At 55.9% G+C, this 25,456-nt stretch carries 24 protein-coding genes; 12 read left to right on the forward strand and 12 right to left on the reverse strand.

All coding sequences use genetic code 11. The features are described 5' to 3' along the window. The first annotated feature begins 206 nt into the window (after positions 1-206). The 3 genes from yebS (at position 207) to rsmF (ending at position 5,599) form a co-directional block, all read left to right on the forward strand. Complete coding sequence (yebS, locus tag FA91_RS10165; RefSeq protein ID WP_034915348.1) at positions 207-1,451, forward strand: membrane integrity lipid transport subunit YebS; 1,245 nt, start codon at positions 207-209, stop codon at positions 1,449-1,451. Next, a complete protein-coding gene (locus FA91_RS10170; protein ID WP_034915352.1) occupies positions 1,420-4,065 on the forward strand; it encodes a PqiB family protein in 2,646 nt (881 codons plus the stop codon). Before yebS ends, FA91_RS10170 begins: the two co-directional genes overlap by 32 nt. 94 nt (positions 4,066-4,159) lie before the next feature. Further along, the gene (gene rsmF / locus FA91_RS10175) at positions 4,160-5,599 is read left to right on the forward strand and encodes a 16S rRNA (cytosine(1407)-C(5))-methyltransferase RsmF (protein ID WP_072032302.1); all 1,440 of its coding nucleotides are present in this window, start codon (positions 4,160-4,162) and stop codon (positions 5,597-5,599) included. 4 nt (positions 5,600-5,603) lie between these two features. On the opposite strand, the gene FA91_RS10180 is transcribed toward rsmF, so the two are convergent. From FA91_RS10180 to yobA, 5 genes are all read right to left on the reverse strand, one after another. Then, complete coding sequence (locus tag FA91_RS10180) at positions 5,604-6,251, reverse strand: metallophosphoesterase (RefSeq protein WP_034915360.1); 648 nt, start codon at positions 6,249-6,251, stop codon at positions 5,604-5,606. A 56-nt stretch (positions 6,252-6,307) separates the two neighbouring features. Further along, positions 6,308-6,601, reverse strand: a complete 294-nt coding sequence (locus tag FA91_RS10185; protein ID WP_034915363.1) for a hypothetical protein — start codon at positions 6,599-6,601, stop codon at positions 6,308-6,310. A gap of 301 nt (positions 6,602-6,902) precedes the next feature. Next, the gene (locus FA91_RS10190; RefSeq protein WP_034919195.1) at positions 6,903-7,241 is read right to left on the reverse strand and encodes a YebY family protein; all 339 of its coding nucleotides are present in this window, start codon (positions 7,239-7,241) and stop codon (positions 6,903-6,905) included. A gap of 50 nt (positions 7,242-7,291) precedes the next feature. Beyond that, on the reverse strand, positions 7,292-8,170 hold the full coding sequence (copD, locus tag FA91_RS10195; RefSeq protein WP_034915366.1) for a copper homeostasis membrane protein CopD: 879 nt from the start codon (positions 8,168-8,170) through the stop codon (positions 7,292-7,294). A gap of 1 nt (position 8,171) precedes the next feature. Further along, positions 8,172-8,534: a CopC domain-containing protein YobA gene (yobA, locus tag FA91_RS10200; RefSeq protein WP_051937128.1), complete on the reverse strand. Its 363-nt coding sequence runs from the start codon at positions 8,532-8,534 to the stop codon at positions 8,172-8,174. A gap of 155 nt (positions 8,535-8,689) precedes the next feature. Between yobA and FA91_RS10205 the strand changes: the two genes are divergently transcribed. The 3 genes from FA91_RS10205 to exoX all read left to right on the forward strand — a co-directional run bounded on the left by FA91_RS10205 (position 8,690) and on the right by exoX (position 10,429). After that, complete coding sequence (locus tag FA91_RS10205; RefSeq protein WP_034915368.1) at positions 8,690-8,920, forward strand: DNA polymerase III subunit theta; 231 nt, start codon at positions 8,690-8,692, stop codon at positions 8,918-8,920. Between the two features lie 73 nt (positions 8,921-8,993). Continuing rightward, positions 8,994-9,752 (forward strand): carbon-nitrogen hydrolase family protein, encoded by a 759-nt coding sequence (locus tag FA91_RS10210; protein ID WP_034915372.1) that lies wholly within the window; start codon positions 8,994-8,996, stop codon positions 9,750-9,752. Between the two features lie 11 nt (positions 9,753-9,763). Next, entirely contained in the window at positions 9,764-10,429 is a 666-nt protein-coding gene (gene exoX / locus FA91_RS10215) for an exodeoxyribonuclease X (RefSeq protein WP_034915374.1), read from the forward strand. Here the strand turns inward: exoX and FA91_RS10220 are convergent. Next, positions 10,423-12,489, reverse strand: a complete 2,067-nt coding sequence (locus FA91_RS10220; RefSeq protein ID WP_034915376.1) for a prolyl oligopeptidase family serine peptidase — start codon at positions 12,487-12,489, stop codon at positions 10,423-10,425. The genes exoX and FA91_RS10220 overlap by 7 nt on opposite strands. Positions 12,490-12,652: 163 nt before the next feature. Here FA91_RS10220 and FA91_RS10225 point away from each other — a divergent pair, with 163 nt between their 5' ends. Continuing rightward, complete coding sequence (locus tag FA91_RS10225; RefSeq protein ID WP_034915379.1) at positions 12,653-13,471, forward strand: sugar phosphate isomerase/epimerase family protein; 819 nt, start codon at positions 12,653-12,655, stop codon at positions 13,469-13,471. Between the two features lie 38 nt (positions 13,472-13,509). On the opposite strand, the gene FA91_RS10230 is transcribed toward FA91_RS10225, so the two are convergent. Then, complete coding sequence (locus tag FA91_RS10230) at positions 13,510-13,929, reverse strand: YebG family protein (protein ID WP_034915381.1); 420 nt, start codon at positions 13,927-13,929, stop codon at positions 13,510-13,512. Positions 13,930-14,064: 135 nt separating this feature from the next. Here FA91_RS10230 and purT point away from each other — a divergent pair, with 135 nt between their 5' ends. Further along, on the forward strand, positions 14,065-15,243 hold the full coding sequence (gene purT / locus FA91_RS10235; RefSeq protein ID WP_034915384.1) for a formate-dependent phosphoribosylglycinamide formyltransferase: 1,179 nt from the start codon (positions 14,065-14,067) through the stop codon (positions 15,241-15,243). Positions 15,244-15,286: 43 nt separating this feature from the next. On the opposite strand, the gene FA91_RS10240 is transcribed toward purT, so the two are convergent. Both FA91_RS10240 and zwf read right to left on the reverse strand, forming a co-directional pair. Continuing rightward, entirely contained in the window at positions 15,287-15,925 is a 639-nt protein-coding gene (locus FA91_RS10240; RefSeq protein ID WP_034915387.1) for a bifunctional 4-hydroxy-2-oxoglutarate aldolase/2-dehydro-3-deoxy-phosphogluconate aldolase, read from the reverse strand. 202 nt (positions 15,926-16,127) lie between these two features. Continuing rightward, the gene (gene zwf, locus FA91_RS10245) at positions 16,128-17,603 is read right to left on the reverse strand and encodes a glucose-6-phosphate dehydrogenase (RefSeq protein ID WP_034915388.1); all 1,476 of its coding nucleotides are present in this window, start codon (positions 17,601-17,603) and stop codon (positions 16,128-16,130) included. 372 nt (positions 17,604-17,975) lie between these two features. Here zwf and FA91_RS10250 point away from each other — a divergent pair, with 372 nt between their 5' ends. After that, entirely contained in the window at positions 17,976-18,836 is an 861-nt protein-coding gene (locus FA91_RS10250) for a MurR/RpiR family transcriptional regulator (protein WP_034915391.1), read from the forward strand. A 106-nt stretch (positions 18,837-18,942) separates the two neighbouring features. After that, positions 18,943-20,385 carry a pyruvate kinase gene (pyk, locus tag FA91_RS10255; protein ID WP_034915394.1) on the forward strand — a complete coding sequence of 481 codons (1,443 nt, stop codon included), beginning with the start codon at positions 18,943-18,945 and terminating at the stop codon, positions 20,383-20,385. A 34-nt stretch (positions 20,386-20,419) separates the two neighbouring features. Here pyk and lpxM read toward each other — a convergent pair whose 3' ends face one another. From lpxM to znuA, 3 genes are all read right to left on the reverse strand, one after another. Next, positions 20,420-21,388 (reverse strand): lauroyl-Kdo(2)-lipid IV(A) myristoyltransferase, encoded by a 969-nt coding sequence (gene lpxM / locus FA91_RS10260; RefSeq protein WP_034915396.1) that lies wholly within the window; start codon positions 21,386-21,388, stop codon positions 20,420-20,422. Between the two features lie 131 nt (positions 21,389-21,519). Next, entirely contained in the window at positions 21,520-22,845 is a 1,326-nt protein-coding gene (gene mepM / locus FA91_RS10265; RefSeq protein ID WP_034915398.1) for a murein DD-endopeptidase MepM, read from the reverse strand. A 13-nt stretch (positions 22,846-22,858) separates the two neighbouring features. Then, positions 22,859-23,806, reverse strand: coding sequence for a zinc ABC transporter substrate-binding protein ZnuA (znuA, locus tag FA91_RS10270; protein ID WP_034915401.1), 948 nt, complete (start codon positions 23,804-23,806; stop codon positions 22,859-22,861). A gap of 77 nt (positions 23,807-23,883) precedes the next feature. Between znuA and znuC the strand changes: the two genes are divergently transcribed. Both znuC and znuB read left to right on the forward strand, forming a co-directional pair. Continuing rightward, the gene (gene znuC, locus FA91_RS10275; protein ID WP_034915405.1) at positions 23,884-24,636 is read left to right on the forward strand and encodes a zinc ABC transporter ATP-binding protein ZnuC; all 753 of its coding nucleotides are present in this window, start codon (positions 23,884-23,886) and stop codon (positions 24,634-24,636) included. Further along, complete coding sequence (gene znuB / locus FA91_RS10280) at positions 24,633-25,418, forward strand: zinc ABC transporter permease subunit ZnuB (protein WP_034915408.1); 786 nt, start codon at positions 24,633-24,635, stop codon at positions 25,416-25,418. The genes znuC and znuB overlap by 4 nt, the downstream gene beginning before the upstream one ends. Positions 25,419-25,456: the final 38 nt, after the last annotated feature.

The following is a 25,456-nucleotide window of genomic DNA, read 5'->3' on the forward strand; positions in this document are numbered from 1 at the left end:
TCTAACCATTGGTGGAAACGTAGGTCGCGGCACAAAATGAGCACGCATGTTTAAAAAAAGTATCAAATGTTCAGGACGATAGGGTGTATTTGTTAATATACTCTTAATCGGCTGGCCCTGAAGCAGGGGCTTCCCGGCCCGCCGAAAGTCAGTAACGTGGCCTAACCCAACCCAGTGCAGTCGGGGCTTTCAGCTTAGTCAGGATTATGAAAATACACGCTATCAGTGAGGCTTTGCCACAGGCACGTTATCAGCGTTGTCCCCAATGCGATACCCTTTTTTCCTTACCAGACGTCAACTCTGACCAGTCAGCGCACTGCCCGCGCTGCAACGCGCGAATTCTGAATGGCCGTGACTGGTCAATGACGCGCCTTGCCGCGATGGCGGTCACCATGCTGCTGCTTATGCCGTTCGCCTTTGGCGAATCGCTGATGTCTGTCCGCCTGCTTGGCAGCAATATCAGCGCCAGCCTGTTTGGCGGCGTAATTCAGATGGCCCGCCAGGGAGACGTTATTACCGCGTCCATGGTCGCCTTCTGCACCATCGGCGCGCCGGCCACGCTGGTGGCTTCCATCGCCTGGCTCTATTTCGGCCAACGCGCCGGCATGAATCTTCGCCCTGTTCTGCTGATGTTTGAACGCCTGCGCGAATGGGTGATGCTGGATATCTATCTGGTGGGTATCGGCATTGCGTCTATTAAAGTGCAGGACTACGCAGAAATTACGCCAGGGCCCGGCCTGATTGCATTTGTTTTGCTGGTGCTGCTGAGCGTCATTACGCTGATTCATATGAACAGCGAGCAGCTCTGGCACCGTTTTTACCCACAGCCACGGCTCAATGTCTCGCCTGAGCGGCTACAGGTGTGCCTCAACTGCCACCATACCGGCCTGCCGGACGCGCGCGGTCGCTGTCCGCGCTGCCATACGCCGCTGCGCTTTCGTCGCCGTCACAGCCTGCAAAAATCATGGGCGGCGCTTATCGCCTCGATCGTTTTACTGATCCCGGCGAATACGCTGCCGATCTCAATCATCTATCTGAACGGCGCGCGGCAGGAGGATACTATTCTTTCCGGCATCATGTCGCTGGCCTCAGGCAATATTCCGATTGCGGCGGTGGTGTTTATCGCCAGTATTTTAGTGCCGTTCACCAAGGTGATCGTGCTGCTGACGCTGCTGCTGAGCATCCATTTTAAGTGCGAACAGGGGCTGAAAACGCGCGTCAGGCTGCTGCGGGTGGTGACCTGGGTTGGACGCTGGTCGATGCTCGATCTGTTTGTTATTTCGTTAACGATGTCGCTGGTCAATCGCGATCAGCTTTTGGCTTTTACCATGGGACCGGCAGCCTTCTATTTCGGCTCGGCGGTTATTCTCACTATCATGGCCGTTGAATGGCTGGATAGTCGTTTACTTTGGGATGCACATGCAACAGGAAACGCCGACTACACCGACTAATGCACGCATTAAAAGCCGCCGCAGGATTTCGCCATTCTGGCTGCTGCCTTTTATTGCCATGCTGATTGCAGGCTGGCTCGTCTGGACCAACTACCAGGAGCGCGGCACCACGGTCACCATCGATTTCGCCACGGCGGACGGCATCACTCCGGGCCGGACGCCGGTGCGTTACCAGGGCGTTGAGGTCGGCATGGTGCAGAGCATCAGCATGACCGACGATCTGCGTACCATCAAAATCAAAGCCAGCATCAAAAGCGACATGCGCGATGCGCTGCGTGAAGACACGCAGTTCTGGCTGGTGACGCCAAAGGCCTCTCTGGCGGGCGTGTCGGGGCTGGATGCGCTGGTTGGCGGTAACTATATCGGCATGATGCCCGGCAAGGGGAAACCGCGCGAAAGCTTTGTGGCGCTGGATACCCAACCGAAATATCGCGTCAACACCGGGGAGCTGCTGGTGCATCTGCACGCCACCGATCTTGGCTCACTCAATACCGGTTCGGTGGTTTATTTCCGCAAGATCCCGGTGGGCCGCGTGTATGACTACAGCATCAATCCGGGTAATAAAGATGTGACAATCGACGTGCTGATTGAGCGTCGCTTTACCAATCTGGTGAAAAAAGACAGCCGCTTCTGGAACGTTTCCGGCGTCAAAGCTGACGTCGGGCTGAGCGGCGCGAAGGTCCAGCTGGAGAGCCTGGCCGCGCTGGTTAATGGCGCCATCGCCTTTGATTCGCCGGCGCAGTCAGCGCAGGCAAGAACGGATGACGACTATTCGCTCTATCCCGATCTGGCACACAGCCAGCGCGGGGTAATTGTTACGCTGGATCTGCCGGATGGTAAAAACCTGAAGGCGGGCAGCACGCCGCTGATGTATCAGGGGCTGGAAGTCGGCACGCTTACCGCCCTTAACCTGCACGGCGGCAGCGGCGTTACCGGCGAGCTGACGCTCGATCCTTCCGTTATCGGCCTGATGCGCAGCGGCACGCGCATTGAGATGCGCAGCCCGAAAATCAGCCTGACCGATGCCAATTTAAGCAGCCTGCTGACGGGCAATACGCTGGAACTGGTTCCCGGCGACGGCGAGCCGCAAAGCCGTTTTACCGTCCTGCAAAGCGACGCCTCGCTGCTTCAGCGCCCCGATACGCTGGCGGTGCAGTTGACCGCGCCGGAAAGCTACGGCATCAACGCCGGCCAGCCGCTAATCCTTCACGGCATGCAGATTGGCCAGGTGGTCAGTCGTGAACTCACTGAAAAAGGCGTGGCGTTTCGCGTGGCGATTGCGCCGGAACATCGCCATCTGGTACATGGCGACAGCAAGTTTATTATCAACAGCCGCCTGGACGTGAAGCTCGGGCTGGATGGAATGGAAGTGATCGGCGCCAGCGCCAGCGAATGGGTGGATGGCGGCATCCGCCTGGTGCCCGGCGGCAAAGGCGAGGTAAAAACCACCTATCCGCTTTATGCCAACGCGGAGAAAGCCGCGGCGGGGATCACTACCGACCGCCCTCCTACCACTCTCACGCTGCGCGCCACCAGCCTGCCGGATATTCAGAAAGGCTCGGTGGTGCTCTATCGCAAATTTCAGGTGGGAGAAATCGTCGATGTCATTCCTAAAGCCAACCAGTTCGATGTCCTGGTGCACATCAAGCCGGAGTACCAGAAGCTGCTGACGGAAAACAGCGTGTTCTGGTCGGAAGGCGGCGCACGCGTGCAGCTTAACGGCAGCGGCCTGACGGTGCAGGCCTCGCCGCTGAATCGTGCCCTGCGTGGCGCAATCAGCTTTGATAACCTGTCCGGCGCAGGTGTGGGCCTGAGCAGCAAAGATCAGCGCACGCTGTACGACTCTGAAACCGCCGCCCGCGCGGTGGGCAGCCAGATCTCTCTGGTGACCTATGACGCCAGCAAGCTTGCGCCGGGCATGCCGATCCGCTATCTGGGCATCACTATCGGCCAGGTTGAGTCGCTGGCATTTAATGACGACAGAAACCAGGTGGTGGCAAAAGCGGTGCTCTATCCGGAATACGTAAAAGATTTTGCCCGGCTGGGCACGCGTTTTTCCGTGGTCTCACCCGAGATTTCCGCTGCGGGCGTGAATCATCTGGATACGCTGCTGCAAAACTACATCAATATCGATCCGGGCAAGGGCCGCAGCCAGCGCAGCTTTGAGCTTCAGGAATCCACCATCACCGACGCGCGCTATCTTAACGGGCTGAACGTGGTGCTGGACGCGCCGGAAGGCGGCTCGCTCTCCGTGGGAACGCCGGTGCTGTTCCGTGGTGTCGAAGTCGGTACAGTGACCGGTACGTCGCTTGGCGCCATGGCCGACCGCGTGCAGATCACCCTGCGCATCAGCAAGAAATACCAACACCTGGTGCGGAACAACTCGGTGTTCTGGCTCGCTTCCGGCTATAACTTCAAGTTTGGCCTGATTGGCGGCGTGGTGAAAACCGGCACCTTCCAGCAGTTCATTCAGGGCGGCATCGCCTTCGCCACGCCGCCAACCGTGCCGCTGGCGCCACAGGCGACGCCGGGCAAGCACTTTATGCTGGATGATGAAGAGCCCAAAGAGTGGCGCAAATGGGGAACCGCGCTGCCCGCTAACTCACCGCAATGAAAAGCATCACGCGCCAGGGAAGGCGCGTACTTTCACTAAATTTTGTGCCTGAGCATGATAAACTGCGGCTATTCTCCATCAGCGGAACCGTTCAGTGTCGTTATCTTCCCAGCTTGTTTTTCCGGATCTTTTCCTGCAACAAATGCGCGATTTGCTGCCAGACAGCGCTGACTTCGCGCGTTTCATCGAAATCAGCCAACAACCTTTACGTCGAAGCGTACGCGTCAACACGCTTAAAATCAGCGTGGCGGATTTTCTGAAGGAAGTTGAGCCTTATAACTGGTCGCTTACGCCCATTCCCTGGTGCGATGAAGGATTCTGGATCGCCAGAGAGGACGCCGACGCCTTGCCGCTGGGCAGCACGGCAGAGCATCTCGCCGGGCTTTATTACATTCAGGAAGCCAGTTCTATGCTGCCGGTCACCGCATTGTTTGATGGCTGTCCGACGCCGGAACGCGTCATGGATGTCGCCGCCGCACCCGGTTCGAAAACCACCCAGATTGCGGCCAGGATGGCGAATAAAGGCGCGATCCTCGCCAATGAGTATTCCGCCAGCCGGGTGAAGGTACTGCACGCTAACCTCAGCCGCTGCGGCATCAGCAATACGGCTATCACCCATTTTGATGGCCGCGTCTTTGGAGCAGCACTGCCGGAAACGTTTGATGCGATCCTGCTGGATGCCCCCTGCTCCGGCGAAGGCGTGATCCGCAAGGATCGCGACGCATTACGCAACTGGTCGCCGGAGAGTATCGCTGACATCGCCGCCACCCAGCACGATCTGATCGACAGCGCGTTTCATGCTTTGCGCCCTGGCGGCACGCTGGTCTATTCAACCTGCACGCTTAATCGGGCTGAAAACCAGCAGGCGATTGCGTGGCTGATGGCACGCTACCCGGATGCGGTGGCGATTGAGCCGCTGGACAGGCTGTTCGCGGGCGCCGAAGCCGCCGCCACGCCGGAAGGTTTTCTGCACGTGTTCCCACAGATTTTCGACAGCGAAGGCTTTTTTGTCGCCCGGTTAAGGAAGCTCGCCAGCGTGCCGCCGTTGCCGGTGCCGGGTTATAAAGTGGGTAAGCTTCCGTTCGCACCGGTCAAATTGGACGAACACAACGCGATCGTGGCTGCGGCGGCAAAAGCCGGCCTGCGTTGGGAAGCGGATAGCTGTTCGCTGTGGCAACGTGATAAAGAACGCTGGCTGTTTCCACGCGCGCTGGAGCCACTGTTGGGCAAAGTACGCTTTTCACGCATCGGATTGAAGCTCGCAGAAACGTTCCCGAAAGGCTATCGCTGGCAGCATGAAGCGGCGATTGCGCTCGGTGACGCGCAGGCGAAAAACAGCGTAGCGCTGACGGCTACGCAGGCGGAAGAGTGGTACAGAGGACGGGATATCTATCCTGAAACGGCGTTGCCTGATGGCGAATTTCTGGTCACCTGTCAGCAGCAGCCTGTGGGTATCGCTAAGAAAGTGGGCAACCGGATAAAGAACAACTACCCGCGCGATTTAGTCCGCGACGGAAAGCTGTTTTCATCCTGAAGCATTACTGAATCTGCACCAGCGTCAGCGTGTTGCCAAACACCGCGCCGGTGTCGATGTAGTGCAGATTAAAGGCGTGCAGCGGAGAAGAGAGCGGCGTATGACCGAAGTAGAAATCATCGGCGCCCGTTATTTTGCCGCCGCGCCCGTTCTGAACTCGCTCAATACGCGCGCGGCTCCAGACCACCTCATAGGGATCCACCTCCGCTCCCCATGAATAGTGTGCGGCGGGATAGTCAGCGTGCGCCACCACCACCACGCGCCCGTCGAGCAAAATATGCAGGATTAACGGCAGTTGGTTGCAAAGACTGAGCGCATGCTTCGCTTCAATCATTTGCGCGCCCTGAAGCTGATAGAACCAGTCGCCGCCGTTTCTTATCCATTGTTGGTGCGCGCCGTGATGAATTGCGTTCAATGCCATCTCTTCGTGATTGCCGCGAACGCTGCGAAACCACGGCGCCTGGAGCAGCGACAGACATCCCATGCTGTCCGGGCCGCGATCGATGAGATCGCCGACCGCCACCAGCAAATCCTGCTGAGGATCGAAACGGCAGGTCAGCAGCTGGCTGTCGAGCATCGATTTGCAGCCGTGCAAATCGCCCACCAGATAGATATGCCGCCAGTTTTTGCCGTCGAGATAGTGATAGAGCATCGCCGCACCCGCAGTCGCGCGTTAAAAAGAGTGTTGCCCGGAAAGACAATACCTTTTTATTTTAGCGCACGCGGATTTTTACGCACGGACGCCGTCCAGTTAAACTCTTTCACTTCGCTCTCTTTCGCCGCAGACGGTTTACGCGGTTTTTTCGCCAGCACGGCTTTGGTGGTTTCCTTTTCAACCCGCGATTTCATTACCGAGCGTTTCGCTTCCTTGACGATCTCCTTCTCCTCTTTTTTGCTGGGAACATGTGCCAGCTTGAGCGTCAGCTGTTTAATTTTTACCTCGACAAGCTCTTTTTCGGTACTGGTAAACGCGTCAATCGAAATCTCTTTCTCGTTTTTCATGTTTTTTCCTCCTGAAGGTGTTAGCGAAACGCAGTCATGTGCACTGTTTTATTACAAGCAAAAAAAGACCGAAGACGATTCCTGTCTTCGGTCCAGGGAAATGGCTCTTCGAAAGAGCCGTGCGCTAAAAGTTGGCATTGATGCAGGCGATGACGCCTTGCACTTTTAAAGATAGTTCGCCAGTGGAGCTTTTCCAGTCAGTTGTCAACGTTAATCCATAAGAGTTGTGCATTTGTGATCCAGGCGTAAGAATTAAACAACGCTTAAGGAATAATCACATTCCCGGCCCACTACGCGTCTGTCAGTCGCATAACGTGTGTGCCCGGTCGATAAATGGCGCAAGGCTCTTCTTTTCGCCCGGATGCTGCGGATCGTCAATCTGTATAACGCTGATCGGTTGTCCTTTTGCACTGCCATTTTTTACCAGCGTCTCAGCAGTATCGTTCAGCGGATACTGCACCAGCGTGCTGGGATTGATAGCAAAAAGCGCCCCGCCTTTCCCGCAGGTCAGCATTACCTCTTCACGGTTAAACGCCCACTTGTCTTTACCAATTTCAAACCGGCTGACGGTTATAATCTGCGCCGCCAGCGCATCAGAACACAAACTCAGCGCCAGTACCAGGCCAACTACCTTTTTCATCATCTTTCACTCTCTTAATAATGTCCGCTATACGGCGGTGAATTATCACGTCACGCCGGTTCCAGCGTGGCAAACAGGCTGACCAGCGCCAGCGCGGCGCCTGCTATCAGCAGTTCGGCAACGGTTAATATCATAAAACTGCGTCGGGACGTTCCCTCCCGACGGCGAAAACGCGGCACCAGCAGATAACGATTGATCAGGGCGATGCCGCTCATCAGCGCAACCAGCAATACCTTGGCCAGCAACAGCTGGCTGTAAAGGCGAAAGCTGCTCGGCGGCCAGCCCAACAGAATGCGCGCGTTGATTATGCCGCTGAGGATCGTTAATGATACGGCCAGATGACCGTAACGCGAAAAGCGCATCAGGGTAGAAATGGCCTCATCCTGACTTATCCGCTGACGAATATCTTTCATCAGTAGCAGCACCGGCAGCAGCCCACCGGCCCAGAAGGCGGCAGAAAGCAGGTGTACGCCCTGACACAGGCGATGCAGCGTACCCGCCGTTCCTTCCAGCATGGCGGCATGGCCGACAAACGCCAGCCCTGTCAGTTGCCCGATAGCGCTCAGCAACAGTAAAACCTGCCCCGCCCGCCCCTTTATCACCAGCGCAATCACACCTGTCAGAGCGGCAATAAGCTGCCACTGCCAGACCTGACCAAAACGGGTGTTCAGCACGGCCTGCCAGACATCGGCGCTGGCGATATCATACCAGCCTTCGCCCATCAGGCCGGTTTGCGCTGCCAGCAGCGATATCGCGCTCAGCAATGACAGCGCGGCGCTCAGGCGCAGCAGCGTTGTAAATTTTGTCGAAAGGCGATCTCTGAAGCCAGCCGGCGCAAGCAGCACGGTGAAGGCGCTTGCGCCCGCCAGCGTAATCAGCGCGGTCAAGTGCAGCCAGCGACAGCACACATAAAAAAGACTGAGCGACATATCACTTCACGCTAAAGGCATAGTTCCCTTTGGTTTTATGACCGTCAACGGAAAGCACGTGCCAGGTGACCTGATAGTGGCCGGAGACCAGCGGTTTCTCCAGCGGCACAATAAGCTGATTATGCTGCTTTGGCGCGCGCTCAACCTCGGCCAGCGGCACCGCCTGTTGGTTGCCGTCGATAACCTCTACGCCGCTGAAGGCAGGCTCAATATCCTCAGAAAAGGTCAGGGTCAACGCCTGCGGCGAAGCAGTGACGTTAGCATTTGCTGCCGGATACTGGTTTTTGAGATGTGCGTGAGCAGAAGCCTGTTGAGTAAATACGGCGACGCTCACCAGCGTCAGGATCAAAGAGAACTTACGCATTAAATCGTCCTTACCGGATCGGCCCGGTAGCTGATTGAGGTCGAAAGAATACTCCGCCTGAAAAAAGGTGTCGAGACGATCAGCGTGTTTCCTCATGACGGGCTTGCGAAAGCGCCCGGAGTGCTTTATTTTTGCCGCCAACAGAGGAGAGGGTCATGAATCATAATCTTGCCGAACTGTCGCAGGACGAAAAAGATAAAGTGAATGTGGATCTTGCCGCCGCTGGCGTCGCCTATAAAGAACGCTACAACATGCCAGTGGTCGCCGACCTGGTGGAGCGCGACCAGCCGGAAGCGCTGCGGGAATGGTTTCGCCAGCGGCTGATGCATCATCGCCAGCTTTCGCTCAATTTGTCGCGTCTGCCTTACGAACCGAAACAAAAATAGCGCGTCCTGCGCCTTGTTTTTCTCTGTGGCTTCGGTTGTTATGACCTCTTTGCAACCATCAGGCAGGAAAAGTATGCCCACCTGGAGTATTGCCGCAGCACAGTACGGGGCGCGCCCCGGTGATATTGACTGGAATATTTCTCATCATCTCGAATTTATCCGCTGCGCCGCCGAACACCGCGTCGATTTGCTGGTTTTCCCCGAGCTTTCTCTCACGGGCTATGAGCTGGCACTGGCGCCGCAACTGGCGATGTCCATTCACGATCCCCGCCTGGATGTTTTTACCCGTGCCGCTCACGATGCGCAAATGACAATCGTCATTGGGTTACCGCTAAGTACCGGACAGCAGGTTTTGCTTTCCGCGCTGGCTTTTTTGCCGGAAGGCACCCGCATGGCTTACGGCAAGCGTAATCTGTTCGGTGATGAGAAGCGGATTTTTCAGCCGGGAGAGAGCCTGCCGCTGTTTGGTTATGCACGACATCAGGTGGCGATGGCTATCTGCGCAGATATTAAGATAGAGGAGTTTGCCCGAGATGCGTCCGAACGTGGTGCCGATCTCTACGCGACCGGCATGCTGCTTTCCAGGGAAGGCTATGCAGAAGACAGCGCTCATCTCGCGCGCTGGGCGCAGCAGTTCAGCATGACGGTTTTAATGGCGAATTATGCGCTGCCCACCGGCGGCTATCAGAGCGCCGGAAAAAGTGCGGTATGGGATGAAAGCGGCCGGCAGATCGTTGTCGGCGGCGCTGACGAGGAGGTGGTCATCGCCAGACGCGAAGGCCACCATTGGCAGGGTGAAGTTCATCCGTTACCCTGTTTGCCTGAGTCTTAAAAAGGACAGCTATGTTACGCGTGATTGATACCGAAACCTGTGGGTTGCAGGGTGGCATCGTTGAGGTTGCCTCCGTTGACGTAATTAACGGTGAAATTGTGAATCCCATGAGCGATCTGGTCTGTCCCGATCGCCCGATCGGCCGTCAGGCAATGGCTATCCATCGCATCACGGAAGCGATGGTTGCCGATAAACCGCCCATCGAACAGGTTATAGGGCGCTATCATGGCAGCGCTTTTTATGTCGCGCATAATGCCAGCTTCGACCGCAGAATGCTGCCGGAAATGCCGGGCGAATGGATTTGCACCATGACGCTGGCGCGCGGATTATGGCCGGGTCTGAAGTATGGCAACCAGGCGCTGCGCGAGGCGCTTAAGCTTGAAGTTGAAACGCCCGCTGGCCTGCACGCCCACCGGGCGCTGTACGACTGCTACGTGACCGCGTCACTTTTAATTCGCATTATGACCTTTTCCGGCTGGGATGCCGCTGAAATGGTACGTCGAATGCAGGTGCGCGGCTCCACGAATACCTTTCCTTTCGGTAAGTATCGCGGCAGCCGTGTTGACGATGTGGCTAAACGCGATCCTGGCTATCTGCGCTGGATGCTGAAAAATATTCAGGATCTCAGGCCCGATCTGCGCAGCGCAATGGAGCGCGCGCTGTCAGCCGATCAGTGAGCGTTACCGGCGCTGAGCGTCTCCTGAGCCAGCCCGATCAGAAAAGCATACTCCAGCGCCACGCCCTCCCAGGATTTAAAACGACCGGACTTGCCGCCGTGCCCGGCGTCCATATCAGTACAAAGCAGCAGCAGGCTGTCATCCGTCTTCAGCGCCCTGAGTTTTGCCACCCATTTTGCCGGTTCCCAGTACTGCACCTGTGAATCATGCAGTCCGGTCGTCACCAGCATGTGCGGATAAGCCTGCTGGCTCACGCAGTCATAAGGGCTGTATTCGCGGATATAACGGTAAAAGGTTTCGTCAGCCGGATTGCCCCACTCATCGTACTCTCCGGTAGTGAGCGGAATGGTTTCATCAAGCATGGTGGTCACCACATCAACAAACGGCACCTGCGCCACCACGCCGTGGAATCGCTCCGGCGCCATGTTGATCACCGCACCCATTAACAGCCCACCCGCGCTGCCGCCCATGGCATAAATCCTCTCAGGGTGACCGTAGCCCTGCTCCACCAGCGTATCCGTTACGTCGATAAAGTCATTAAAGGTGTTCTTTTTATTGAGCAGCTTGCCGTCTTCATACCACTGCTGCCCCAGTTCGCTGCCGCCACGTATGTGCGCCAGCGCAAAAATGAAGCCGCGATCGAGCAGGCTCAGGCGGCTGGCGCTGAAATCAGCTTCCATGCAGCTTCCGTATGAACCGTAGCCGTAAACCAGCATCGGATTCTTACCCGGTTGATAGTGTTCACGATGGTAAACCAGCGACACCGGCACCTCCGTGCCATCGCGGGCAGTGACCCAGTGATGCTCGCTTTTATATCTGCTGGCATCAAAGCCCTTCACTTCAGACTGCTTCAGCACGCACCGCTCGCCGGTGTCCATGTCCAGTTCGAAAAGCGTATCCGGCGTGGTCATGGAAGAGTAACCGTAACGAAGTTTGCTGGTATCCGGATTCGGATTGTAAGCCAGCCAGGTGACATACGCGGGATCGTCAAAGGCGATACCAAAGGTCTCTCCGCTTTGACGATTTATCTGGCGCAGGCTGGTCAGGCCGCGCTGGCGCTCTTCAACCACGAGCCACGCGTCAAACACGCTGAAGTCTTCCAGCATCACCTGTTCACGCGGCGCAATCAGCGTTTCCCACGCGCTTTCGCGCAGATATGCCGTGCGATACAGCCCGAAGTTTTTACCTTCGCGGTTGGAGCGTACATAAAATTGATGCTGATAGTGATCGAGCGAATACTCGTGATCTTTGCGACGCGGACAAAAGACATGCGGCCGGGCATCGGCATAGTCGGCGTCTATCAGCTGGATCTCACTGGTGGTGGTGCTGTAGAGCGCAATTAAGATAAAGTCCTGTGAGGTGGTTTTATGCACGCTCACGCTGAAGGTGTCGTCTTTTTCCTCATAAACCAGTTCGTCCGCCTCCTGCGCGGTTCCCGCACGATGGCGCCACACCTGCCAGGGCAACAGCGTCTGCTTGTCTTTTAACACGTAATAAAGGGTCTGGCTGTCGTTGGCCCAGACAAAACTAGAGGAGACGTTTTCCAGCACTTCAGGATACCAGGTACCGGTTTCCAGATCGCAGAAGCGAATGCCGTATTGACGACGTGAAAGAAAATCCTCCGCTACCGCCATCAGCCGGTTATCCGGCGCAACCGCCAGCCCGCCCATGGTATAAAACTCGCTCTGCGCCGCACGCTGATTGCTGTCGAGCAGGATCTGCCAGCTATCCGGCGAGGTGGTTTTTTCAGGCTGGCGCGTATAGACAGCGTACTCTTTCCCCTCTTCATAACGACGCTGATAGCGATAGCCGTTTTTAACATAGGGCACCGAGTGGTCGTCCTGCGGAATGCGATCGACGATCTCCTTCAGCAACCGATCCTGAAGCGACCGCTGCGATTGCATGACTGCTTTGCCGTAATCATTTTCAGCATGCAGGTAGTCCAGTACGTCAGGATTTTCACGGCTGTCATCGCGAAGCCAGTAATAGTTATCGGTACGCGTCTCACCGTGTAACGTCATTTCGAAAGGAATTTTCTTTGCCACGGGTGGTCTGGTCATCACTCTCCCTCGCACTATCAATCATCTGCCTTAAGGGTGGCATGTTGCGACCACGAATGCCAGGCGGGACGGCTAGACTGCTTTTTTGTTGTGAAAAGGCAACATGACCGCTTGGCGGGCGCGGCGACGCTCTGCTTTTTTAAGTCGATAACAGGGGAGAAATATGAAATTCGCGAATAATCCACTATTCCTGAATACCGTGCTGTTGGGCGGCACGTCTGAAGAGAAAATAAGCGCTGCCGCCGGGGCGGGTTTTCAACAGATCGAACTGTGGCGTCAGGATGTGGAAAAAGCGCAGAGCGATGTCCGGCAGCTCACACAATTTATCCATGCGCAGGGTCTGGCGCTGACGGATTATCAGGTGCTGCTGGACTTTACCGGCGCGCCTGATGTAAAGCGCGCAGAGAAACGCAGCGAAGCCCTAACCCTTCTGGATACCGCCGCCGCGCTGGACGCATCAACGCTGCTGGTGCCTGCCTCAACCGATCCCGCCTGTATCGCCCAACGTGAAGAAGAGGATCTGCTCTGGTTGACGCAGGAAGCAAAAGCGCGCGGGCTACGTGTGGCGTTTGAGGCGATGGCCTGGAGTACGCACATCAATACACTCCCCCAGGCATGGCGGCTGGTGGAGAATATTAATGAAGCCGGTCTGGGACTGGTGGTGGATGCGTTTCATCTCTTTACCCGCAGGCGCACCGTTGCCGATCTGGCGAATATACCCGCGGAGAAGATTTTTCTCGTGCAGCTTTCCGACCTGGCCGTGACGCCCGAGATCGACGCGCTGTCAGAGACCGCCCGCCATCGTCGCCTGCTGCCCGGCGAGGGCAATTTCCCGCTGAGCACCCTGCTTGGCTGCCTTTCTGAAAAAGGCTACAGCGGGCCGCTGGGGCTGGAAGTCTTTAATGACGAACTGCACCAGCAGCCGCCGTCAGACATCGCGAAAAAGGCGATGCGGGCGCTGAAAAACTGTCTTGCGCAATAAATCGCTTCTCCGACGCGCGCGCCGCGCCGGAGTCGATATCACGCCGCCTTAGCCGCTCGTCCTGCACCGCTTTTCGCTTTTGCAGGACGGTCGTCGGATGCGTTTACGGACGCCTCGCCCGCTTCCGGTTCAGCTTCTTTTTCTACCGGGCTGGCTTCAGTTCTGTCGCTTTTGCTGGCGTTCTCATCAGGTTGGTCAGCACGCGGCCTGTCAGCAGGGTGCTCAGGCGCCCTGCTGGTGCGCACAATATGCTGTACGTCGTCTTTACGTTCCGCCAGGAACAGACCCAGCGCTTCGCGCTGTGATTCGTCCATCTCCAGCGGCGCATCGCCCAGCCAGTCGCAGAATGCTTCTGCCATATCGAGCATTTTGTCGTAGGCGTCCGCTTCTTTTTTACTGGCAAAGGTCATCTTTTCCTCACCTCTTCTCACAACAACGTATTTGATTTCAACAGCCATTCCGCACACCTCATTTAACTGTATTTATATACAGTATAACGAACATTACGGGTAAACTCAACCCTGCAAAGCAGATGAAGACGCAAACGTTTTCGTTTATACTGCGCGCGCGATTTTTTCAATCAGGTAAAGACTATGACGACTCTTGGAACCGCGCTGCGCCCCGCCGCAACTCGCGTAATGCTGTTAGGTTCAGGCGAACTGGGTAAAGAAGTTGCGCTGGAATGCCAGCGTCTTGGTGTGGAAGTGATCGCCGTTGACCGTTATGCCGATGCTCCGGCGATGCACGTGGCGCATCGTAGCCACGTTATTAATATGCTCGACGGCGAGGCGTTAAAGACGCTGGTGGCACTTGAGCGTCCTGATTATATCGTGCCGGAAATTGAAGCGATCGCCACCGATATGCTGATTGCGCTGGAGGAACAGGGCCAGCGCGTGGTGCCGACCGCGCGCGCTGCGCGTCTGACCATGAATCGTGAAGGCATACGCCGTCTGGCTGCGGAAGAATTGGCGCTGCCCACCTCTTCTTACCAGTTTGCCGACAGCCAGCAGGCTTTTACCCGCGCGGCGAACGAGACTGGTTTTCCCTGCATCGTGAAACCGGTCATGAGTTCATCCGGCAAGGGCCAGAGCTTTATTCGCGACGCCGCGCAGCTTGACGCTGCCTGGCAGTATGCGCAGGAAGGCGGCCGCGCCGGCGCGGGACGCGTGATCGTCGAAGGGGTGGTGAAGTTTGATTTTGAAATTACGCTGCTGACGATCAGTGCCGTCGACGGTATCCATTTTTGCGATCCAATCGGGCATCGGCAGGAAGATGGCGACTATCGCGAATCCTGGCAGCCACAGCAGATGAGCGGTCTCGCCTTGTCACGCGCGCAACAGATCGCAGAAAAAGTCGTCAGCGCGCTCGGCGGCTACGGTCTGTTTGGCGTTGAGCTGTTTGTCTGCGGCGATGAGGTGGTGTTCAGCGAAGTTTCTCCCCGCCCGCACGATACCGGCATGGTCACGCTTATTTCGCAGGATCTTTCAGAGTTTGCGCTGCACGTGCGCGCTTTTCTTAACCTGCCGATTGGCGGTATCCGCCAGTACGGCCCGGCTGCCTCTGCGGTGATCCTGCCTGAACTGAACAGCGACAATGTGCAGTTTGGCAACGTTGAGGAAGCGCTTGGCGCCGGTCTGCAACTGCGGTTGTTCGGCAAGCCTGACATTCAGGGACGGCGCAGGATGGGCGTTGCGCTGGCGACGGGTGAAAACGTTGAAGAGGCGGTACAGCGCGCGGTTAACAGTGCTGCACAGGTGAAGGTCAGCGGCTGAATACAAAAAAGGAAGGCGGCGCCGCCTTCCCTGTTTTCGCGTATTAACGCGCGCCGGCAACTGCCTCTTTCGCCAGCTGTGTAATGCGATCGAAGTCGCCTGCTTCAAGCGCATCCGCCGGCACCAGCCACGAACCGCCAATGCACAGCACGCTTTTCAGCGCCAGGTAATCGCGATAGTTGGCAGGTGAAATGCCGCCGGTAGGGCAAAAACGCACCTGAGAGAAAGGCCCGGCAATGGCCTGAAGCGCTTTCACGCCGCCGTTCGCTTCGGCAGGAAAGAATTTGAACTCACGCAGTCCGTAGTCCATGCCGGTCATCAGTTCGGAAACGGTGCTGATGCCAGGGATCAGCGGGATTGAGCCATCGACCGCGGCTTTTAACAGCGGATCGGTGATGCCAGGGCTGATGGCAAACTGCGCGCCCGCATCGGTAACTTCTTTCAACTGCTGCGCGTTCAGCACCGTACCGGCGCCCACAATGGCGTCCGGCACTTCTTTAATCATCGCCTTCAGTGCATCCATCGCGCAGGCGGTACGCAGCGTCACTTCCAGCACTTTCACGCCGCCGGCCACCAGCGCTTTTGCCATCGGCACCGCGTGCTCCAGCTTATTGACCACGATCACCGGCACGACCGGGCCGGTGGTCAGAATCTGTTCCGCACTTATTTTCCAGTTACTCATCGAGCTGTTTCTCCTGTCTGGCCCGTCTTCCTTCAGCGGATTCAAACGGGCAAAAGCGACGCATCTGGCGTCAGACTGGCTCTACCATACAGGATTGCCGGAGCCGACGTCTATGCGATTGAACATATTTTGAAACTACGGTTCAGTTTTTTCCCGGAGGGATAAAAAAACCCGCCGAAGCGGGTTAGTTGATGCCGGATCATCACTCAAATTCGTTCCAGGAACGACCGTCGCGAGTGATCATTGCCACGGAGGCCACCGGCCCCCAGGTGCCTGCCTGATACGGTTTAGGCGCTTCTTTATCCGATGCCCACGCGTCCATAATGGAGTCCACCCACTTCCACGCTTCCTCCACTTCATCGCGACGCACAAACAGCGCCTGAATGCCGCGCATGGTTTCCAGCAGCAGGCGTTCATAAGCGTCCGCAAGGTGCGACTGGTTGAAGGTTTCAGAGAAGCTTAAATCCAGCTTGGTGGTTTGCAGGTTGTGCTTGTGATCCAGCCCCGGCACTTTATTGAGGATCTGGATATCCACCCCTTCGTCTGGCTGAAGACGAATGGTCAGCTTGTTTTGCGGCAGCTCCTGCCATGACTCTTTAAACAGATTCAGCGCAGGATTTTTAAAGTAAACCACCACTTCAGAGCATTTGGTGGGCAGGCGCTTGCCGGTACGCAGGTAGAACGGCACGCCAGCCCAGCGCCAGTCATCAATATCCACACGAATGGAGACAAAGGTTTCGGTGCTGCTGGATTTATTGGCATCTTCCTCTTCCAGATAGCCGGGCACTTTTTTGCCCTGCACAAAGCCAGAAGTGTACTGACCGCGCACGGTTTTTTCGCGCACGTTGGAGTGATCAATGCGGCGCAGCGAACGCAGTACTTTCACCTTTTCATCGCGAATACGATCGGCGGAGAGATCCGCCGGCGGCGACATCGCAATCATCGTCAGCACCTGGAGCAGGTGGTTCTGGATCATGTCACGCATCTGGCCGGCTTTATCAAAATAGCCCCAGCGCCCTTCAATCCCCACCTCTTCGGCCACGGTAATCTGTACGTGATCGATGGTGCGGTTATCCCAGTTAGCGGCAAACAGCGAATTCGCGAAGCGCAGCGCCAGCAAGTTGAGCACCGTCTCTTTACCCAGGTAGTGGTCGATGCGGAACACCTGATTCTCTTCGAAATATTCACCAACCTGATCGTTGATTTCGCGTGACGTATCCAGCGAGGTGCCCAGTGGTTTTTCCATCACCACACGCGCGGGTTGCGCATTGAGTTTGGCAGTGCCAAGCCCTTTGCAGATGGCGCCAAAGGTGCTCGGCGGCATGGCGAAATAGTTGATGGTGACGCGGTTTTTCTGATCGAGCATTTTACCCAGTTTTGGAAAATGCGAGGTGTCATCCACGTCGAGGTTACAGAAGTCCAGACGACCGCTCAGCTTATCCCACAACGCTTCGTCAATTTTCTCCTTCATGAAGGTTTCCAGCGCCTCGCGCACCACTTTGGTGTAAGCGGCTTTATCCCAGTCGGCACGGCCCACGCCAATGATGCGTGACTCCTCATGAATTTGTCCGGCCTTTTCTAACTGGTAGAGCGAAGGCAACAGTTTTCGGCGTGCAAGATCGCCCTTGGCACCAAATATAACCAGATCGCATGCCTGAGCTGTTTGTGTAACCGCCATTTGATTCTCCTCATTGCAGGATGAACTGGCTCGTACATTCCGTCGATACCAGACTCTTTGTAATTTTCTTTCGTCACAATGTACTGCTTTTGCCCGCCTCGCGTAAACCTGAGCGCGCCGTTTCAGCACTGATGATTCAATATGTTATCTGTTTAAACGCATTATTCCATATTGCGAGCGCTTGTTTTTATCGTCGCTTTTAAACCGCCTGTTGACGATTAAAGTCAGACGCAGATCAAACTCTGGCAAAAAATGACAAAGCCACAAGCGATCCTTCTGCCCGCAGCCGTTTAATACATTGTATATTCTCTACAAAATGACATCGATTTCTCCTTTGATTGAAATCGTCAGAATGTATGAGCGGGCGCCGTAATGAATATGCAGGAAAAAATTCAGACTCAGCTTGAAACGCTGAGCAAATCCGAGCGGAAAGTCGCCGAAGCGATCCTTGCCGCACCCGCTTCGGCAATCCACTCCAGTATTGCGCTGCTGGCCAGAGAAGCCAATGTCAGCGAGCCGACGGTCAATCGTTTTTGCCATCGTATGGGAACTAAAGGCTTCCCCGATTTTAAACTCCAGCTGGCGCAAAGCCTGGCGAACGGTACGCCCTGGGTAACCCGCAACGTCGATGAAAACGACAGCGTCGAGATCTATTCAGAGAAAATATTTGAATCCGCTATGGCGGGCCTCGATCGCGTCAGAAGCAGCCTGGACGTCAGCGCGGTAAATCGCGCGGTCGATCTTCTCACCCAGTCCAATAAAATCGCGTTCTTTGGCCTCGGTGCCTCCGCCGCCGTGGCGCACGATGCCATGAATAAATTTTTTCGCTTTAATGTGCCGGTGATCTATTCCGATGATATTGTGATGCAGCGCATGAGCTGCATCAACAGCGCGGAAACGGATGTTATCGTGCTTATCTCCCATACCGGGCGCACAAAGAGCCTGGTTGAGCTGGCAGGACTGGCGCGCGAAAATGGCGCCACCGTGCTGGCCATCACCTCTGCGGGCTCGCCGCTGGCGCAGGGTGCCACGCTGGCGTTAACGCTGGACGTGCCTGAAGACACGGATATTTATATGCCAATGGTATCAAGGCTGGCCCAGCTTACGTTGATTGACGTGCTGGCGACCGGTTTTACGCTGCGGCGCGGGGCGCGGTTTCGTGACAATCTCAAACGCGTAAAAGCGGCCTTAAAAGAGTCGAGATTCGACAAAGAACCGCGCGCGACGAACTGAACGACAACGTAAAGGGTCGATGCCTTCGCCCCTTTTCTTATAAGATAGAATCCATCTTTTCAGGATCTGCGCCGGCAGCATCCTTTTAACGTCAACGGAGTCATACATGTCAAGACGTCTCAGAAGAACCAAAATTGTGACGACACTCGGCCCCGCCACCGATCGCGATAACAATCTCGAAAAAATCATCGCTGCGGGTGCAAACGTCGTTCGGCTGAACTTTTCACATGGCACCGCAGAAGATCATCAACTCCGCGCGAATAAGGTGCGTGAGATCGCCGCAAAACTTGGCCGTCATGTCGCCATCTTAGGCGATCTTCAGGGACCGAAAATTCGCGTTTCTACCTTCAAAGAAGGCAAAGTATTTCTCAGCGTGGGCGACCGTTTCCTGCTTGATGCCAGCCTGAGTAAAGGCGAAGGTGATAAAGACAAAGTTGGCATTGATTATAAAGGTCTGCCCGCTGACGTGGTGCCGGGGGATATTCTGCTGCTGGACGATGGCCGTGTTCAACTGAAAGTGCTGGAAGTTCAGGGAATGAAGGTGTTTACCGAGGTAACCGTCGGCGGCCCGCTTTCCAACAATAAAGGCATTAACAAGCTGGGCGGCGGCCTCTCTGCCGAAGCGCTGACTGAAAAAGACAAAGTCGATATTCTTACCGCCGCAAAAATCGGCTGTGACTACCTTGCCGTCTCCTTCCCGCGTAACGGTGAAGACCTTAACTATGCGCGCCGCCTTGCTAAAGAGGCGGGCTGCGATGCGAAAATCGTGGCGAAAGTCGAGCGCGCGGAAGCGGTCGCCAGCCAGGAAGCAATGGATGACATCATCCTCGCCTGCGACGTGGTGATGGTCGCGCGAGGCGATTTGGGCGTCGAAATTGGCGATCCTGAACTGGTCGGCATTCAGAAAGCGCTGATCCGTCGCGCGCGCCAGCTCAACCGTTCCGTGATCACCGCCACGCAAATGATGGAATCAATGATCACAAACCCGATGCCTACCCGCGCCGAGGTGATGGACGTCGCTAACGCCGTGCTCGACGGTACGGATGCGGTGATGCTGTCTGCCGAGACCGCAGCAGGTCAGTATCCGGCGGAAACGGTCAGCGCGATGGCGAAGGTGTGCGTCGGTGCCGAAAAGATCCCCAGCATCAACGTTTCAAAACACCGTCTGGATGTGCAGTTCGATAATATTGAAGAGGCGATTGCTATGTCGGCGATGTACGCCGCCAACCACCTTCAGGGTGTTACGGCAATCATCACCATGACCGAATCCGGCCGCACCGCGCTGATGACCTCGCGTATCACTTCGGGCCTGCCGATTTTCGCTATGTCGCGTCATGAGCGCACGCTGAACCTTACCGCGCTGTACCGTGGCGTTACGCCGATCTTTTTCGACAGCAATAATGACGGCGTGGCCGCAGCCCATGACGCCACCACGCTGCTGCGCGACAAAGGCTTTCTGATGTCGGGCGATCTGGTGATCGTTACCCAGGGTGATGTGATGAGCACCACCGGTACGACAAACACCAGCCGCGTACTGCGGGTGGAATAACATCAGGCGGGTTAGTGAGCCACTAACCCGTCTGTTATTTCCTGTAGAGATCCTTACGCCGGTAGGGTTCGATCTCCCCTTCTTTTCGGGTTTTCAATAATTTCAGTATCCAGGTGTACTGCTCCGGATACGGCCCCACCAGATTTTCAACTTCCTCGTTCATCCGCCGCGCCTGCGTTTTATCATCCACTTCCAGCAGATCATCCATAGGCGCTCGCAGGTAAATATTCAGCCGGTGCGTTTTATTGTCATAAACCGGGAACATCGGCACCACTTTCGCGCGACACACCTTCATCAGCCTGCCAAGCGCTGGAAGGGTTGCTTTATAGGTTGCAAAGAAATCAACAAATTCGCTTTGCTCTGCGCCGTGATCTTCATCGGGCAGATAGTAGCCCCAATAGCCCTGACGAACCGAGGAGATAAACGGTTTTATCCCGTCATTACGCGGGTGAAGACGGCCGCCAAAGCGCCGTCTGGCGGTGTTCCATACGTAATCAATCAGCTCGTTGCGTTGATTATGAAACATGCCCGCAACCTTATGCCCTTCCGCCGCAAGCAGCATGGCGGGAATATCAATCGCCCAGCCGTGTGGAACAAGAAAAATGACGTTCTGCTCTTCAGCGCGCAGCTGCTCAATCAGTTCATGATTATGCCAGGTGATGTGACGCATGGCATGCGCCGGACGTACCGCCAGTTGCGCCATCATCACCATGGACTGCGGCGCGGTGGCGAACATCTCATCAATAATTTTTTCCCGCGCGGCTTCTGACTTTTCAGGCATGCAGTAAAAAAGGTTAATTTGCGCACGACGCCGCGCGCTTTTCGCCATCTTTCCCGCCAGGCGGCCAATTCCCCCCAGCAGCGGATCGCGAATGCCTGCCGGCACCCAGGCCAGCCCGATACAGGCGCCAATGGCCAGCCAGCTTCCCCAGTAGCGTGGCAATAAAAACGATCGTTTAAAGACAGGTATGAACTCGCTGTTATTTTTTTTGCTGTTTTCCATGCATTCGCCTCGGACAATAAGCGGCTAATGATAGTGGCGGTGGACTATTTTGCAACGCTTCAATCATCCTGAAAATAAAAATGAAAAAGCCGGCGGGCAGCCCCGTCGGCTTAAAAAAAGCACATCACAGATTATTTAAAACGTAACTGTGGCATTACCTCACGCACCTTAGCCAGGTAGCTGCTACGATCCTTGCCGGTCAACCCTTCCATGCGCGGCAGTTTCGCCGTGAGTGGGTTCACTGCCTGATTGTTGATCCAGACCTCATAGTGCAGGTGCGGCCCGGTAGAGCGCCCTGTATTGCCGGTCAGCGCAATGCGATCGCCGCGCTTCACTTTCTGCCCCGGCTTCACCAGCAGCGTTTTGAGGTGCATATAGCGCGTCATATACTGCCGCCCGTGACGGATAGCGACATAGTTCCCCGCCGCGCCGCTGCGTTTCGACACAATCACTTCACCATCGCCAATCGCCAGAACCGGCGTACCGACCGGCACGGCAAAGTCCACGCCTTTGTGCGGCGCAATACGGCCTGTCACCGGGTTCAGGCGGCGCGGGTTAAAGTTTGACGAGACGCGATAGGGCTTGATGGTGGGAAAACGCATAAAGCCGCGAGCCAGCCCGGAACCGCTGCGATCGTAAAATTTGCCGTCTTCGGCACGAATCGCATAATAATCCTTGCCGTTGGTTTGCAAACGCACGCCCGCCAGCTGGCTCTGCTCCGTTTTACCGTTCATCTCTTCGCGGGACATCAGCACAGCGAATTTGTCGCCTTTTTGCAGCTTGCGGAAGTCCATCTGCCACTGAAGCGCTTTGATCACCGCGCTGATTTCACCGCTGCTGAGCCCCGCCTGTTTGGCGCTGGTCACGAAGCTGCCGTTCACGGTGCCGGCCAGCACGCTGTTTTTCCACTCGCCTTTCTGCATTTCAGAAGAGGATTTGAAGCCGTCTCCTGAACGATCGTAAGTACGCGTTTCCCGACGCGACGATTCCCAGGACAGTCGTTGAAGCTGTCCTTCATCGGTCAGCGTCCAGGAGATCTGCTGCCCCACTTGCAGGTTACGCAGATCCTTATCGGTTTTAACCAGCTGGTTGATATCACTCATATCGATGCCATACTGGTTAAGAATGCTGCTTAAAGTATCGCCGGATGAAACCACGTAATCGTGGGTGCCGGTTTCATTGGGCACGTCTTCATCAATTTCATCCTTTGGCACATCGTCTTCCGGCGCGGGCGTGTCCTGGTCGATGGGCTCGCTGGCTTCAGGAAGCAGCGTGCGCAGCTGGCTTTTTTCCAGTTCAATGCTTTTGACGACAGGATTTTCATCGCTGGGATGATAAACGTAGGGCCGCCAGACAGAGACGGCCAGCGTGACAACGGTCAGCGAACCCAGCATGATGCGATGGGCTCGCGGCAGTGTATTAAACGCCATAGATACAGCGCGGGCTATTTGCTGCACTTAGTTAGTTCCTCTAATCTCCTTTCAGGCAGCTCGCATACTGGCTGGACAACTGTGAGAGGAATTTCACATAGCTGTCTTTGCTCGGAGTGATATTCGTACCCAGTGGATCAAGCGTCCCTTTACGTACGCGGGTTCCTCTGGCTACGGCATCGATCACGGCAGGCCTGAATTGTGGCTCAGCAAAGACGCAAACGGCCTTGTGCTCAACCAACTCTGTTCGAATATGATGTAAACGCTGAGCGCCGGGTTGAATTTCCGGGTTAACGGTAAAATGACCCGCGGGAGTCAATCCGAAATGTTTTTCAAAGTAACTGTAAGCATCGTGAAAAACGAAATAACCCTTTCCTTGCACCGGCCCAAGCTGAGACGCAATCTGCGTATCTGCTGACGCTAATTCTGCCTCAAAGTGATGCAGATTTGCGTCTAGTTTGTCTCTGCTTTGCGGCATAAGTTCCAATAATTTTTGATGGATTGCAACCGCCGATTGCCGGGCAATTTCCGGCGACATCCACAGGTGCATATTATATTCGCCATGATGATGATGTTCATGGTCATGATCGTGCGCTTCTTCGCCCTCTTCATGGTCATGCTCTTCCTCGTCGCCGCCCTTGATTAATAGCGGTTTTACCGCGGGTAGCGCCGACAGCTCAAGTGATTTTTCAGGCGGTAATTGCGCGACCGCTTTTGGCATAAACGCTTCCATTTCCGGGCCCACCCACACGATGAGATCCGCGCCCTGTAAGCGTTTAACGTCGGAAGGACGAAGTGAATAATCATGCTCTGAAGTGCCGTCCGGGAGTAACACTTCAACGGGAGTCACCCCGTCGGCAATGGCGGCGGCGATGAAACCCAGCGGTTTGACGGAGGTGACAACGGCAGCGTGGGCAGCAGGCGCCAGCGAAGCGGCAAAACCTGCTAAAATGAGCATGCTCAAAAGGGGGCGATTTTTATGTAACATAATGCGTCTGTCCATCGTGATAGGCTGATGGATTGTGATATTATAACATTCTAAAATTTCTGCAAACTGAATTTACTATGTCCTCATTGATTAGACTGGATAAAATTTCCGTCAGTTTCGGATCGCGTCGCGTTCTTTCCGATGTTTCGCTCACCCTACAGCCGGGCCGGATTTTAACGCTGCTTGGCCCTAACGGCGCGGGCAAATCGACGCTGGTGCGGATCGTGCTTGGACTGATTAAACCAGATAAAGGCGTTATTGAGCGCCCTGCTCAGTTACGCATTGGCTACGTGCCGCAAAAAATCCATCTGGATGCCACCCTGCCACTGACCGTAGAGCGTTTTATGCGGCTACGCGGTCGCATCAGGCGCGGCGATATCTTACCGGCGCTGAAACGCGTACAGGCGGCACAACTGCTGGATTATCCGCTGCAAAAGCTCTCCGGTGGCGAAATGCAGCGTGTGCTGTTGGCCCGTGCGCTGCTGAATCAACCTCAGCTGCTGGTACTGGACGAACCGACGCAGGGCGTGGACGTTAACGGTCAGGTGGCGCTGTATGATCTGATCGATCAGCTGCGCCACGAGCTGGCATGCAGCGTACTGATGGTTTCGCACGATCTGCATCTGGTGATGGCGAAAACCGATGAGGTACTCTGCCTTAACCAGCATATTTGCTGTTCCGGCACGCCCGAAGCGGTCTCACAACATCCTGAGTTCATCTCTATGTTTGGCTCTCAGGGCGCTGAACAGCTGGCAATCTACCGCCATCACCATAACCATCGTCATGACCTTCAGGGACGTATAGTTTTACGCAGAGGACCTTATCAGTGATTCAATTGTTATTACCCGGCTGGCTGGCCGGGGTGTTGCTGGCGCTGGCGGCCGGGCCGCTGGGATCGTTTGTGGTATGGCGACGGATGTCCTACTTCGGCGACACGCTGGCGCACGCATCGCTGCTTGGCGTGGCCTTTGGCCTGCTGCTTAACGTCAGTCCATTCTATGCGGTGATTGCGGTAACCCTGCTGCTGGCGCTGGTGCTGGTCTGGCTGGAGCGTCGTCCGCACCTGGCTATTGATACGCTGCTGGGAATTCTGGCGCACAGCGCGCTGTCGCTGGGCCTGGTGGTGGTCAGCCTGATGTCGAACGTCCGCGTTGATTTAATGGCTTACCTGTTTGGCGACCTGCTTTCCGTGACGCCAGCCGATCTCTGGACGATTGGCGCGGGCGTGGTGGTGGTGCTTGGCGTGCTGGCACTCAACTGGCGCTCGCTGTTATCAATGACCATCAGCCCGGAGCTGGCGCAGGTTGATGGCGTGTCCATTCAGCGGACAAAAATGGTGCTGATGCTGGTTACCGCGCTGACCATTGGCGTCGCCATGAAGTTTGTCGGCGCGCTGATCATCACTTCGCTGCTGATCATTCCTGCGGCAACTGCCCGCCGTTTTGCCCGGTCGCCGGAGCAGATGGCAGGCGTGGCGGTGATCGTCGGCATTCTGGCGGTGAGCGCAGGCCTGACCTTCTCCGCCTGGTACGATACCCCTGCCGGGCCGTCGGTTGTACTCGGCGCGTCACTGATGTTCCTGCTGAGCATGGCAAAACGACCTGCCGTCTGAGCGCAGACGTAAAAAAACCGGGCCTGGCCCGGTTTTTA

Origin of the sequence: Erwinia sp. 9145, assembly GCF_000745075.1 — a bacterium.
GTDB lineage: Bacteria > Pseudomonadota > Gammaproteobacteria > Enterobacterales > Enterobacteriaceae > Erwinia > Erwinia oleae.